We start from the raw sequence: 13,158 nt of genomic DNA, 5'->3' as shown, positions 1-13,158 counted from the left end.
CGTTTTCTTAGGAGTGGGTAGTCGAGGCACTTTAGCCAAATAGTCGCCAAGTATCAACTCCTTGTTAAGCGACGCGCCGTTCAAGGCTAGGCGGGTCATCATGGTGTCGTGAACCTCCACACCCGAAGACTGGCGTTGAGCGGGCTGGTCGGCATCCTGTCGGCAGCCGTCGCGGTGGGCGCCGGCGAGCTCGTCGCGTCCCTGGTCCGGCCGGTGGCCTCGCCGGTGATCGCGATCGGAAACCGCCTGATCACCCTCACTCCGGAGCCGGTCAAGCTCTGGGCCATCCGCGAGTTCGGCACCGACGACAAGCGGGTGCTGCTCACCGGCATCTACCTCGCGGTCGCGGTGCTGGCCGTCCTGATCGGTGTGGCAGCGGTGCGCCGGCTCGCGCTCGGGCTGTTCGGGGTGGCCGTCCTCGGTGCTGTCGGCTGTTACTGCGCGCTCACCGCGAACGGCCACCAGGGCACGGACGTGGTTCCCTCGGTGTTCGGGACGCTGGCCGGGATGACCGCGCTGACGGCGCTCGTGCGTGCCGTCACCGGCACCGGTTCCGTCACCGGCACCGGCACCGGTGCCGGTTTAGACGCGGCGACCCGACCGGCCACGCTGGTGGCCAACCGGCGGCAGTTCCTGCGCGGTGGGGTGGGGGCGGCGGCATTCGCGGTGATCGGCGGCTTCGGGGGCCGGGCGCTGCAGCGCACCCGCTACAACGCCTCGGCGGCGCGGGCGGCGATCCGGCTGCCGGAGCCCGTCTCCAGCGCCGGCGCCGTCGCGAACAGCGCAGCGGCCAACGAAGCGGCCTTCGACCTCGGCAAGAGCGGCGTGCCGTTCCTGACCCCGGCGGCGAAGTTCTACCGGATCGACACCGCGCTCTCCGTTCCGCAGGTCGACCCGGACACCTGGCAGCTGCGCATCCACGGCCTGGTTGACCGCGAACTGACGCTGAGCTACGCCGACCTGCTCGCCCGGCCGCTCGTCGAGCGCTGGGTCACGCTCGCCTGCGTGTCCAACGAGGTCGGCGGCTCGCTCATCAGCACGGCCAAGTTCCGGGGCGTGCTGCTCGCCGACGTGCTCCGCGAGGCCGGTGTGCGTCCTGGCGCGGACCAGTTGCTGGCGGTGTCGGCCGACGGCATGACCATCGGCTCCCCCACCGCGGTCGTGATGGACGGCCGCGACGCGATGCTGGCAGTCGGCATGAATGGCGCGCCACTGCCCACCGAGCACGGGTTCCCGGTCCGCATGGTGGTTCCGGGGCTGTACGGCTACGTCTCGGCCTGCAAGTGGATCGTCGACCTGGAGGCCACCACCTTCGCCGCGCACCAGGCGTACTGGGTGCGCGGCGGCTGGGCGGCGCGCGGTCCGGTCCTGCTGTCCTCGCGGATCGATCGGCCGACGTCCTCGGGCTTCGTCGCGGTGGGCTCGCAGGTTCCGGTCGCGGGGGTCGCGTGGGACCAGCACGTCGGCGTGTCCCGGGTCGAGGTCCAGGTGGACGGCGGTGCCTGGCAGCAGGCCGTGCTGGCTCCCGTTCCCTCGACCGACACCTGGCGCCAGTGGGTCTACCTCTGGACGCCCACCTCGCGCGGCGCCCACCGGCTGCGGGTGCGGGCCTTCGACGCCGGGGGCCGGCCGCAGTCCGAAGCCGTCGCGCGCCCCTTCCCGGCGGGCGCCACCGGCTTGCACGAGGTGACAGTCCGGGCGCGATGATCAACCGGCGCTAACGTGGAGAACGGTGGCCTGAACGGCCGCTATCGGTCCGTGCTACTGAAGTGGGTCTCGCGATGGCAACCGCTCGACGTCCGACTCCTGCGATCTTCGTGCTGTACGGCGCGACCGGCGACCTGGCCAGGCGCATGGTGCTGCCCGCCTTCTACACCCTGGCCGAGCAGGGTCTGCTGCCCGAGGACTGGCGCCTCATCGGCAGCGGTCGTGGCGACGTGGCCCACGAGGATTTCGTCGGCCACGTCCACCGGTCGCTCGAGCAGTTCGGGCCGAAGCCGGACAACCGCACCTGGGGCCAGTTCCGCAAGAAGCTGCGCTTCGCCGGTGGTGACTTCGCCAACGACGACGGCGGCCCGCTGATCGAGGCGGTGCGCCAGGCGCGGCAGGACCTCGGCGAGGACGCGCAGCTGATCCACTACCTGGCGGTACCGCCGCAGGCGTTCATCGACCTGACCGACAGCATCGGCAAGCACGGCCTCGCAGAGAACGCCCGGGTGGTCTACGAGAAGCCGTTCGGCACCTCGCGCAAGAGCTTCCGCCAGCTCGACCGGGCCGTGCACCAGGTGCTGGACGAGTCGCAGGTGTACCGCATCGACCACTTCCTCGGTAAGGAAGCCACCCAGGACCTGCACGTCCTGCGCTTCGCCAACCGGGTCTTCGAGGGCATGTGGAACCGCGACCACGTCCGCGCCGTGCAGATCGACTGCCCCGAAACCCTGGACGTCGCCGACCGGACCGACTTCTACGACCACACCGGCGCGGTGCTGGACATGCTGGTCACCCACCTGTTCCAGGTCGCCGCCGAGGTCGCGATGGAACCGCCGGCCAGCCTGGAGCCGGCCGACCTGCAGGCGGCCCGCGAGTCGATCATCGCCAAGTTCCGTCCGCTCGATCCGGACGAGGTGGTGCTCGGCCAGTTCGCCGGCTACCGCGACCTCGACGGGATCGCGCGGGGTTCGAAGACCGACACCTACGTTGCGGCCCGGCTGTGGGTCAATACGCCTCGCTGGCGGGGCGTGCCGTTCCTGCTGCGCACCGGCAAGCGGCTGGCGGAGACCCGCCAGACGGTCAGCCTCATCCTGCGGGATCCGGTCGGGCCGTTCGGCGACCTGCCGCCCGACGGCAATGTGCTCCGCTTCGCTCTGGACGGAAGTGGCGAGATCGATCTGCGGATGGTGGCCAAGGCGCCCGGGGTCGGGTTGAAGCTAGGGGTCGCGAGCGCCCGGGTGCCGATCTCGGAGGTGGCGGCGGAGGAGCCGCTACCTCCCTATGTCCGGCTGATCCACGACGTGCTGACCGGCGACCGGTCACTGGTGACCCGGCCCGACGGCCTGGCGCACGTCTGGAAGGCCGCCGACCCGCTGCTCTCGACGCGCCCGCGGCTCAAGACGTACCAGCCCGGCTCCTGGGGGCCTGCCGCGGCGAAGAAGCTGGCGGCGCCGGACGGCTGGCTGCTGGGCCAGTGACCGCCGTGCCGAAACCCGCGAGCCGCCGTTGACCTCCGCGCGGCTGCTTCCCGAGCCGTCGGTACCGGGCGCGGACCTGCCGGTGCGCGCCGTGCTCGACCGCTTTCTGGACGCCAGCGCGGCGGCCGGCACCGGCGTCCTGGTCGCCCCGCCCGGAGCCGGCAAGACCTCACTGCTGCCGCTCGCGATGGCCGATCTGGGCCCGGGACGGGTGCTGGTCGCCGAGCCTCGCCGCATCGCCACCCGGGCGGCCGCGCGCCGGATGGCGGCGCTGCTGGGCGAGCCGCTCGGTGAGCGGGTGGGCTACGCCATTCGCGGTGAGCGCGTCGTCGGCCCGGACTGCCGGGTCGAGGTCGTCACGACCGGCCTGCTGGTACAGCGGCTGCAACGCGATCCGGAGCTGCCCGGCGTCCGCGCGGTGCTGATCGACGAGTGCCACGAGCGGCACCTGGACTCCGACCTCGCGTTGGCGTTCTGCCTGGACGCGCGGGCAACCCTGCGCGAGGACCTGACCCTGGTCGCGACCTCGGCGACGCCCGACACCGGCCGGCTGGCGCTGACCCTCGGCGGTAGCGGCGCCGGTAGCGGTGGTGGCGCCGCCCCGGTCGTCGAGGCCCGGGTGCGCCGGCATCCGGTCGAGGTCCGGTGGGTGCCGGGCGGCCTGCCGCTGCTGCGCGATGCCCGGGTCAATCCGGAGTTTCTCGACGCGGTGGCCGGCACCGTCCGCCGCGCGGTGGACAGCGGCCCCGGCGACGTCCTGGTGTTCCTGCCGGGTGAGCGCGAGATCGAGAGCGTGGCGCGCCGGCTGGGCTCGGCCGTCCCGGTGCTCAGCCTCTTCGGACGGCAGTCCGCGGCCGAGCAGGACCGGGCGCTGCGGCCCTCCGGCCAGCGCCGGATCGTCCTCAGCACCGCGCTCGCCGAGACCAGCCTCACCGTGCCCGGGGTCCGCATCGTCGTCGACGCCGGCCTGTCCCGGGAGCCCCGGACGGACCACAGCCGGGGTTTGAGCACCCTGATCACCACGCGGGTGTCGCGGGCGGCGGCCGAGCAGCGGGCCGGACGCGCCGGGCGGCAGGGCCCGGGGGTGGTTTATCGCTGCTGGTCCGAGACCGAGCACGCCCACCTGGCCGAGCACGCCGAGCCCGAGATCGCCGTCGCCGACCTGACCGGGTTCGCGCTCGCGGTGTCGGCCTGGGGCCAGCCGCGCGGGGACGGCCTGGCGCTGCTGGATCGGCCGCCGCCCGCCGCGCTGGACGTCGCTGAAGAGACCCTGCGGGCGCTGGGCGCGGTCGATGGCACCGGCCGGATCACCTCCCGGGGGCGCGAGCTCGCCGCCATCGGCGCCCATCCTCGGCTGGCCCGCGCGTTGCTGGACGGCTCGGCGGTGGTCGGGGTGGACCGGGCCGCCGAGGTGGTGGCGATGCTGTCGGAGGACTCCGCCGCCGGCTCGGACGACCTGGTAGCACTGTGGCGGAGCCTGCGAGCCGGCGCCCGCCCCGGTGGAACGGACCGGTGGCGGGACGAGGTCCGCCGGTTGAGTCGCGGGGTCGCGTCCCCGAGCAGGCCCCGGCGGCTTGCCGACGATCTCACCGCGGGCCTGGTGACCGGGCTGGCCTTTCCCGAGCGGCTGGCGCGGGTCCGCGTTCCGGGCAGTGCGGACTACCTGATGGCCGGCGGTACCGGCGCGGAGCTGGCCGCCGGGTCGGCGCTGAGCGGGTCGGAGTGGATCGCCGTCGCGGTGGCGGACCGGCCCGCCGGACGGGCGGTGGCGCGGGTGCGGTTGGCGGTCGCGATAGATGCCGGCACGGCTCGTGCGGCCGGCGCCTCGCTGCTACGGACGGTGGACGAGATCGGCTGGGTCGCCGGCGACCTGCGGCTGCGGCGGGTGGACCGGCTCGGTGCGATTCCGTTGACCGAGCGGCCGCTGCCCGATCCCGACCCGGCAGCGGTAGTGGAAGCGGTGCGCGAGGGTTTGCGGCTGTCCGGCCTCGGTGTGCTGAGGTGGTCGGCCGACGCGGTCCAGTTGCGGTCCCGGCTGGCGTTCTGCCACGCCCTGCTCGGGAGCCCGTGGCCGGACGTCAGCGACGAGGCGCTGCTGGCCGGGCTCGAAAGCTGGCTCGGACCGGACCTCGGAACGGTGCGCCGGCGGCCGGACCTGGAGCGGATCGACGCCGGCCGGGCCCTGCGCCGGCTGCTGCCCTGGCCGGCCGCCGCGCGTCTGGACGAGCTGGCGCCGGAGCGGCTGGAGGTGCCGTCCGGGTCGCGCATCCGCGTCCAGTACGAGGACGGCGCGGCGTACCTGGCCGTCAAACTGCAGGAGGTCTTCGGCTGGCTGGTGACTCCGAGGCTCGCGGACGGCCGGGCGCCGGTGGTGCTGCGACTGCTCTCACCAGCGGGGCGGCCGGTCGCCGTGACCGCCGACCTGGCCTCGTTCTGGACGCGGGGCGGCTACGCCCAGGTGCGGGCTGAACTGCGGGGCCGCTATCCGCGCCATCCGTGGCCGGAGGATCCGCTGCGCGCCCAGCCGACCCGCCATCCGTGGCCGAAGAGCTGAATGTTCGATCGGCCGGAAAGCATGGCACGGGTCCGGAAAGCACGGCACGGGTCCGTAAAGACAGCTGCCGTGCTTCGGACCGGTAACGGACGGCTCGGGTTAGCGTCCCATTCACCTTGTTTCGGTTACGTTTCACTTCTCGGGTCGCTCGCCGACGATCCGCCAGCGCTAGTGGGGGCAGATTGGCAAGCGGAATTCAGACGACACGGCTCAGTGCACGTCGCGAAACGGTGCGCTCGGATGCGAGCCCGCAGCGCACCAGCCATAAGAAGCGTGCCAGCCGTGAGAGGGTGCTCAGCCTCGTCCTGCTGGCTCCCTCGCTGGTGGTTTTCGGACTCTTCATCTTTTGGCCGCTGTACCGCACCTTCCAGCTCAGCACGACGGGACAGGATCTCTTCGGCCGGGCGGACCGGTCGGTCGGCCTGGCCAACTTCAAGTCGGTGCTGCAGGATCCGGAGTTCGGGCAGGTTCTCGGAGTCACGGCGGGCTACGTCCTGCTGACGGTCATTCCGAGCATCCTGCTGGCCCTGGTACTGGCGCTGTTGCTACAACAACCCATCCGGGGGCTGCGGATCATGCGCTCGGCGTTCGCGATGCCCTTCGCGTACTCGGTCGCCGCGGCGTCGGTGGTGTTCGCGGCGCTGTTCAACCCGGCGATCGGCATCGTCAACTACCTCGTCACCTCACTCGGCTTCTCGCCGGTGAGCTGGCTGACCAGCCCGGGTACGGCACTCATCAGCATCGCGATCACGACGGTGTGGATGAGCGTCGGCTACAACATGCTGGTGCTGCTGGCGGGGGTCGGCGGAGTGGACGAGCAGCTGTACGAGGCGGCCAAGCTCGACGGTGCCAGCACCTTCCGGATCGCACGGTCGATCACCATGCCGATGATCACGCCGAGCCTCTTCTTTCTCGTCGTGGTGGACACCATCTCGGCACTGCAGAGCTTCGGCCAGATCCGGCTGCTGACCAAGGGCGGTCCGACCGGGCACACCACCACCCTGGTCTATTGGATCTACCACACCGCGTTCGAGAACGGTGCCTCCGATTACGGCACCGGCTCGGCACAGGCGATCGTGCTGCTGGCCGTCGTCATCGTGGTGACCGCCATCCAGTTCGGCGTCCTGGAGAGAAAGGTGTTCTACCGATGAGCGTGCGGGAGGAATCCGGCGGCCTGAAGGGCCTCTCACTCGGACGGGTCGCCCGGGTGGTGGCCCTGCTCGTCCTCGCCGTCGTGGTGCTGTTCCCGGTCTATTACACCGTCGTCGGCAGCGTGATGGGTCCCGGAGACATCGCCTCCGCTCCCCCGTCGCTGTTTCCGCACAGCCTGACGCTGTCGAACTACCGCGGCGTGTTCCACGCCATTCCACTGGGCCGGCAGTACCTGAACTCCACGCTGGTGGCAGTGGTGATCACGCTGGCGCAGATCTTCTGCGCGGTGCTCTCGGCGTACGCCTTCGTGTTCATGGCGCTGCCGTTCAAGCGGGCGTTCTTCGCGCTGTTCCTGCTCACCCTGATGGTGCCGTGGGAAGCCATCATCATCCCGAACTTCCTGTTCATGGCCGACCACCAGCTGCGCAACAACTACCTGGCGCTGATGCTGCCGTTCCTGGCGGGCGGCTTCGGAACGTTCCTGTTGCGGCAGGCCTTCCTCAGCTTCCCGGTCGAGCTGCGCGACGCGGCGACGCTGGACGGCGCCGGGCACTTCCGGTTCCTGTTCCGGATCCTGCTGCCGCTGTCGCGCCCGGCCATGGCCAGTGTCGGCATCTTCGTGTTCCTGTCGGCGTGGAACCAGTTCTTCTGGCCGCTGCTGATCACGGACTCACCCAACATGCAGACCTTGCAGATCGGCCTGGCGTCCCTCAACGACGCCGAGCAGGCCAACCCGGGTCTGATCCTGGCGGGAGTCAGCATGGCGCTGATTCCCACCGCGCTGCTGGTCGCCTTCGGCCAGCGGTTCCTGATCCGCGGACTCACCGCTGGTGCGGTCCGCTGACGTGATGCACCTACCTGTGAAAGGCAAATCGATGAAGCGAGGCTTGTGGAGCGGGCTGTCGACGACAGCTGTCGTGGCCGCTCTGACGTTGACCGCGGCCTGTGGTGGCGGCAGTTCCAAGAGTGACGGGGCGGGCACCAGCACCGCACCGGGTGCCGCCGCGCTGGGCAGCAGCCCGGTGACGGTCAACTTCTGGCACGCCATGAAGGGCGCCAACGCCGATGCGCTGACCGCGCTGGTCGCCAAGTTCAACGCCGCCCACCAGGGCAAGATCACCGTCAAGCCGACCTTCCAGGGCAGCTACGACGACACGGTGACCAAGTACAAGGCCGCGGTGCAGGCCAAGCAGACGCCGTCCATGATCCAGGTGTACGACGTCGGATCCGGCTTCATGACCGACTCCGGCCAGATCATCCCCGCGCAGTCCTTCGCCGACGTGGACAAGATGAGCCTGGACGACCTGCAGCCGACCATCAAGGGCTACTACTCGCGTAGCGGCAAGCTGCAGTCGATGCCGTTCAACTCCTCCGTCCCGTTGCTCTACATCAACAAGACGGCGTTCACCAAGGCAGGTCTGGACCCGGCGAAGCCGCCGACGACGCTGGACGAGATCCGGACGGCCGCGCAGAAGATCAAGTCCTCGGGTGCGGCCAAGTACGGGTTCAACGCCGCCATCTACGGCTGGTTCTTCGAGCAGCTGACGGCTGAGGCGGGCAAGACGTACTGCAACAACGACAACGGCCGAAGCAAGCGCGCGGACGCAGTGACCTTCGATGACCCGGAGCAGGTCAAGGTACTGACCTGGTGGAAGGGAATGGTCGCCGACGGCCTGGCCACCAACACCGGCCGCAAGACCGACGACGCCCAGGCGGCGTTCAAGTCCGGCACCGTAGCGATGCACCTGGAGTCCACCGGCGCGCTAGGTGGCTACGTCAAGGCCGCTGCCGGCAAGTTCGAGGTGGCTACCGCACCGTTTCCGAAGGTGCAGAGTTCTGACACCGGCGGCCCGATCATCGGTGGCGCGTCGCTGTGGATCGACGGCCCCGGGCACTCGGCCGCTGAGCAGCGAGCGTCCTGGGAGTTCGAGAAGTTCCTGGTGCAGCCGGAGAACTCCGCCCAGTGGCACACCCAGACCGGGTACTTCCCGGTGTCCAAGGCCGCGCTGAACGAGCCCGTCGACAAGCAGTGGCTGGCGCAGAAGCCGCAGTTCAAGACCGCCATCGACCAGCTGGCCGCAAGCGCCGCCGGCATTCCGACCCAGGGCTGCCTGCTCGGCACGCTGCCGCAGGTCCGGGCGCTGGTCGAGAACGCGATCGAGTCGGTGCTGACCTCGAACAAGGACCCGAAGGCGGCCCTGGACGAGGCGGCGACCCAGGCCAAGGCGCTGATCAGCAAGTACAACGCCGCGGTGAAGTAGGTCCCGGCTGCCGCCGGGACGCGAAGTAGGTCCCGGCTGCCGCCGGTGGCGGGGCGCAGGAGCACAATCAGAGGATGCCGATCCAGAACATGGCGGACTCAGACCCGGACTGGGAGTACGCACCGCTGCGGATCCCCTCGGACGTCCCGAGGGTGAACGCGGCGGTGCGTCTCGCGTTGCACGCCGAGTACGGCGGCTGGGAGCTGGCCCGCGTCCGCAAATACACCGACGGCTCGCGTCAGGTGCTGCTGCGCCGCAGGCGCCGGGCCGAGCAGGTTCCGATGCCCGGCCTCAGCGCCTAGCAGTTAGTTCAGCGGGCAGTTAGTTCAGCAGCTGCGCAGGAATCGGTCCAGGGTGCGTACGCCGAACTGCAGGGCGCTGATCGGCACCCGCTCGTCGATGCCGTGGAACAGGGACGAGAAGTCCAGCTCCGGTGGCAGCAGCAGTGGTGAGAAGCCGAAGTTGCGGATGCCCAGCTGTGAGAACGACTTCGCGTCGGTACCGCCGGACATCAGGTAGGGCACCGGAATGCCGTGCGGGTCCTCCGCCTTCAGGGCGGCCGCCATCGCGTCCACGAGCTCGCCGTCGAAGTCGGTCTCGACGGCGATGTCGTGTGCGATGAACTCCCGGGTGACGTGCTCCCCGATCAGCTCGTCGATGGTGTCGAACAGTTCCTGCTCGTGCCCGGGCAGGAACCGGGTGTCGATGGTCGCCTCGGCGCTGGACGGGATCACGTTCGCCTTGTAGCCGGCCTGCAGCATGGTCGGGTTGGCGGTGTTGCGCAGGCTGGCCCCGATCATCCGTGCCATGCCGCCCAGGTGCGCCAGCGCGGCCTCGGGGTTCTCCGGGTCGATATCGAGGCCGGTGACATCGGCGATGCGGCTCAGGAACTGCCGGACCGTCGGGGTGACGTGCAGCGGAAACTCGTGCGCGCCGATCCGGGTGACGGCCTTGGCCAGTTCGGTGACCGCGTTGTCGGTATGCACCATCGAGCCGTGACCCGGCCGTGCTTCGGCACGCAGCTTCAGCCAGCCGATGCCCTTCTCAGCGGTCTGGATCAGGTACAGCCGCAGGTCCGAGCCGACGGTCAGCGAGAAGCCACCGACCTCGCTGATCGCCTCGGTGCAGTCGGCGAAGAGATCCGGGTGATTGTCGACCAGCCAGTGCGCGCCCTGCCGGCCGCCGGCCTCCTCGTCCGAGACGAAGGCCAGCACGATGTCGCGCTCGGGCTGGACGCCGTTGCGGGCCCAGTCCCGGATGACCGCCAGCGTCATCGCGTCCATGTCTTTCATGTCGACCGCACCGCGGCCCCAGACGTAGTCGTCCTTGATCTCGCCGCCGAAGGGGTCCACCGACCATTCGGAGGCATCCGCGGGGACGACGTCGAGATGACCGTGGATGAGCAGCGGCTTGCGGTCGGGATTGCTGCCCCGCACCCGGGCGATGGTCGAGGCCCGGCCGGGTGCCGATTCGAGGATCGTCGACTCGATGCCCGCCTCCGCGAGCTTCTCAGCCACCCACTCCGCGGCTGGCCGCTCGGGGTGGGTCGGGTTCGAGGTGTTGATCCGGATGAGGTCCGACAGCAGCTCAGCTACCTCGTCGGACGCGGTCTTGGTGGTCGGAGCGTTGCTCCCAGGCGCTGCGGTCATACGTAGTTCCTACCAGTGTGTGGAGCGCCCGTTGCCGTCGGATAGACTCTCGTTCGCACTCGTCCGGGTGGCGGAATGGCAGACGCGCTAGCTTGAGGTGCTAGTGCCCTTTATTGGGCGTGGGGGTTCAAGTCCCCCCTCGGACACTTCCCATAACCCCACGGTTGGGGTCTGATGCCGGCTTCTGCGCGGACGAGGCGCTTGTTCGGTTCGTAGGTCAGCGTGGTGCCGAGTTGGCGGTAGACCTCGGCCTTGTCCTCGGGATGAGCGTTTGCGAGCATGGCACCAATGTTGCCGAGGGTGTCGACCAGGGCTCGGATCTCATCGCTTGTCATCCGGGGCTGTCCGTGCTTCGTTCGCCGGGCCGCTAGTGCTTGAGCTTTGTGGGCCTGGACCTCGGCGGTCCAGGCTGCGACCAGGGCGGGGTCGGCGCCGGCTTCGAGTGCCTCGCGGTAGCGAGCCAGCTTCGCGTCGCAGTCGGCGATCGTGTGCGCAGTGGCCCCATCGTCCGAATCGGCGACGCGTTCGGGCTGGGACGCGAACAGCTGCTCGACGGTGATTGCCAGTCGGATCGGGACGAAAGCTTGAGCGAGCCAATCGTCGAGGGCCGGGAGCACATCGCGTTCGGCGAGGTAGACGTTGCGGGGATGCTCGACGGTCTTGGCGAGCGCGTACTCCTGGGGATAACGGCAGCGGTAGTAGGCCTCGTCGTGGTTCCACTGGCCCTGCATGCGCCGGGTGCAGCAGCCGCAGTGCAGCAGGCCGCGTAGCGCGTACTGGTGGCGGACGCGGTGCCGTTCGCGGGTGGCGCGGCCGGCGCCGTGCGCCGCAAGGACCTGTTGGGCGTGCTCGAAGGTCTCGGTATCGACGAGGGCATCGTGTACCTGGTCGGCTGACCACACCCACTTGTCCGGGGTGTTCCAGCGCATCTTGGTCTCATGGCCCAGGGCGACATCCTCGACGTCGATGAGCACCTCGTCCTTACGCTGCTTGTTCCAAACTTGCCGGCCGGTGTAGCGAGGGTTGGACAGGATCACCCGCACCGCACTCTTCGACCAGGCAGCCCCGCTGCGATGGCGGTTGCGCTCCGGGTCGTGGGCTGATGGTGAGGCGATGCCGTCTCGGGTGAGTCCCTCGGCGATCGAGAACATGCCCCGCCCGGCCAGGTACTCGGTGAAGATCCTGGCGACGACGGGAGCGGACACCGGGTCGGGTTCGAGTCGGTGCAGTCGCCGGCCGTCGGCTGCCTTGGCCGGGTGCGGATGCGGGCCGCCGTCGGCCAGCCGGTAACCGTAGGGCGGCCGGCCACCCAGGTAGCGACCCTCGACCTACGCCTGGGCTGACATCGCAGCCCGGACGCGAATCTTGATCCGGGTCCGCTCCCCCTTGCTCATTCCGCCGAACACCGACATGACCAGGTCGTGGGCTTCGGACTCCGGGTCGATCGGTCCGCCGACCTCGGGCACCCACAGCTGCACGCCGTAGTGGGCGAACACTGGGAAGGTGAGGCCGTATTGGTTGCCGTAGAACGCGCGCTGCGGCTCGCCGATCACGACCGCCTCGAAGCCACGGTCAGGATCCTTCAGCTGGCCCAACAACTCGGCCGCTCGTGGCCGGCGCTTCCACGGGATCGACCGCGACTGCCCGATGTCGAAAAACTCAGTGACGATCTCACCGTGCCGCTCGGTCAAGGCCCGGGCGCGCGCGAGCTGCCAGTTCCTCGACGCATCCGGATCCTGCTGGTCCTCCGTGGACACCCGACCACAGAACGCGAACCGCAGCAGGCTGCCCTCCCCTGCTCCTCGTCGCGCCCGGCGTGGCCGAACCCGCCTTGCACGACCGCCTCCCGTCCATCCACCCATTGATCAGCCGCAGCGCGCAATAGCCGGAGCAATGCGTAGGCGGCACCAGGCGTAAGAGCCGGCGGTTCGTCAGGAGTCACGACTCGTACCGGCCGTGGGTCGTCAGGCATCGCTCTGCTCCGCCCCTGCTCATCGGCGAGTTGTCTGCCTCCGGCACCACACCCGCGGCCATCGAGCTCATCGCGGAACATGGCGCTCAACTCCCGGTATTTCAGGTGATCTGACGTCACTGAACTCCGAGAATCAGCACCTCAAGTGCCGTCGCGACCGCAACTTCTTATCAATTACCTAACTTAATTCGCCACGCTGTGGAGAACGGATAACGTTGAGCGGCCGCCACGGGGTCGGCTCCTGCTGGCGGCACACCTAGTGTCGCGTGAACGATGATCTTTGACCGCCGGTTGCTTTGGTGAGGATTTCGTCGGCGGTCTTGGTCCAGGTGAACGGCTGGCAGCGTTCGTTCCAGGCGTCGATGTAAGTCTCGATTGCGGC

At 69.5% G+C, this 13,158-nt stretch carries 10 protein-coding genes and 1 tRNA gene; 8 read left to right on the top strand and 3 right to left on the bottom strand.

The window, feature by feature from the left end; genetic code table 11:
• Positions 1-108 precede the first annotated feature (108 nt).
• The 7 genes from RM423_RS15620 (at position 109) to RM423_RS15590 (ending at position 9,457) form a co-directional block, all read left to right on the top strand.
• Positions 109-1,707, top strand: a complete 1,599-nt coding sequence (locus tag RM423_RS15620) for a molybdopterin-dependent oxidoreductase (protein WP_311423972.1) — start codon at positions 109-111, stop codon at positions 1,705-1,707.
• Between the two features lie 74 nt (positions 1,708-1,781).
• Positions 1,782-3,188, top strand: a complete 1,407-nt coding sequence (locus tag RM423_RS15615) for a glucose-6-phosphate dehydrogenase (protein ID WP_311423971.1) — start codon at positions 1,782-1,784, stop codon at positions 3,186-3,188.
• 43 nt (positions 3,189-3,231) lie between these two features.
• On the top strand, positions 3,232-5,742 hold the full coding sequence (gene hrpB / locus RM423_RS15610; RefSeq protein WP_396327741.1) for an ATP-dependent helicase HrpB: 2,511 nt from the start codon (positions 3,232-3,234) through the stop codon (positions 5,740-5,742).
• A gap of 290 nt (positions 5,743-6,032) precedes the next feature.
• Positions 6,033-6,893 carry a carbohydrate ABC transporter permease gene (locus tag RM423_RS15605; RefSeq protein WP_311423969.1) on the top strand — a complete coding sequence of 287 codons (861 nt, stop codon included), beginning with the start codon at positions 6,033-6,035 and terminating at the stop codon, positions 6,891-6,893.
• Positions 6,890-7,738, top strand: coding sequence for a carbohydrate ABC transporter permease (locus tag RM423_RS15600; protein WP_311423968.1), 849 nt, complete (start codon positions 6,890-6,892; stop codon positions 7,736-7,738). Before RM423_RS15605 ends, RM423_RS15600 begins: the two co-directional genes overlap by 4 nt.
• 31 nt (positions 7,739-7,769) lie before the next feature.
• Complete coding sequence (locus tag RM423_RS15595) at positions 7,770-9,155, top strand: ABC transporter substrate-binding protein (RefSeq protein WP_311423967.1); 1,386 nt, start codon at positions 7,770-7,772, stop codon at positions 9,153-9,155.
• A 74-nt stretch (positions 9,156-9,229) separates the two neighbouring features.
• Positions 9,230-9,457 (top strand): DUF5703 family protein, encoded by a 228-nt coding sequence (locus tag RM423_RS15590; protein ID WP_311423966.1) that lies wholly within the window; start codon positions 9,230-9,232, stop codon positions 9,455-9,457.
• A gap of 24 nt (positions 9,458-9,481) precedes the next feature.
• On the opposite strand, the gene RM423_RS15585 is transcribed toward RM423_RS15590, so the two are convergent.
• The gene (locus tag RM423_RS15585) at positions 9,482-10,804 is read right to left on the bottom strand and encodes a M20/M25/M40 family metallo-hydrolase (protein WP_311423965.1); all 1,323 of its coding nucleotides are present in this window, start codon (positions 10,802-10,804) and stop codon (positions 9,482-9,484) included.
• Between the two features lie 61 nt (positions 10,805-10,865).
• Between RM423_RS15585 and RM423_RS15580 the strand changes: the two genes are divergently transcribed.
• Positions 10,866-10,950: transfer RNA gene (locus RM423_RS15580), tRNA-Leu, on the top strand.
• On the opposite strand, the gene RM423_RS15575 is transcribed toward RM423_RS15580, so the two are convergent.
• Both RM423_RS15575 and RM423_RS26270 read right to left on the bottom strand, forming a co-directional pair.
• Positions 10,915-12,009 (bottom strand): recombinase family protein, encoded by a 1,095-nt coding sequence (locus tag RM423_RS15575; protein WP_311423964.1) that lies wholly within the window; start codon positions 12,007-12,009, stop codon positions 10,915-10,917. The two genes, RM423_RS15580 and RM423_RS15575, sit on opposite strands and share 36 nt — an antisense overlap.
• 123 nt (positions 12,010-12,132) lie before the next feature.
• Positions 12,133-12,561 carry a recombinase family protein gene (locus RM423_RS26270; RefSeq protein WP_311423963.1) on the bottom strand — a complete coding sequence of 143 codons (429 nt, stop codon included), beginning with the start codon at positions 12,559-12,561 and terminating at the stop codon, positions 12,133-12,135.
• Positions 12,562-13,158: the final 597 nt, after the last annotated feature.

It is taken from the genome of Jatrophihabitans lederbergiae (assembly GCF_031845305.1).
GTDB lineage: Bacteria > Actinomycetota > Actinomycetes > Mycobacteriales > Jatrophihabitantaceae > Jatrophihabitans_A > Jatrophihabitans_A lederbergiae.
This window is presented reverse-complemented; position numbering and strand designations above follow the sequence as displayed.

What these genes read in the sequence shown, in the direction of transcription:
- RM423_RS15585 (WP_311423965.1), bottom strand. Translation starts at nt 10,804, where the DNA reads ATGACCGCAGCGCCTGGGAGCAACGCTCCGACCACCAAGACCGCGTCC.
- RM423_RS15600 (WP_311423968.1), top strand. Translation starts at nt 6,890, where the DNA reads ATGAGCGTGCGGGAGGAATCCGGCGGCCTGAAGGGCCTCTCACTCGGA.
- RM423_RS15595 (WP_311423967.1), top strand. Translation starts at nt 7,770, where the DNA reads ATGAAGCGAGGCTTGTGGAGCGGGCTGTCGACGACAGCTGTCGTGGCC.
- RM423_RS15615 (WP_311423971.1), top strand. Translation starts at nt 1,782, where the DNA reads ATGGCAACCGCTCGACGTCCGACTCCTGCGATCTTCGTGCTGTACGGC.
- RM423_RS15590 (WP_311423966.1), top strand. Translation starts at nt 9,230, where the DNA reads ATGCCGATCCAGAACATGGCGGACTCAGACCCGGACTGGGAGTACGCA.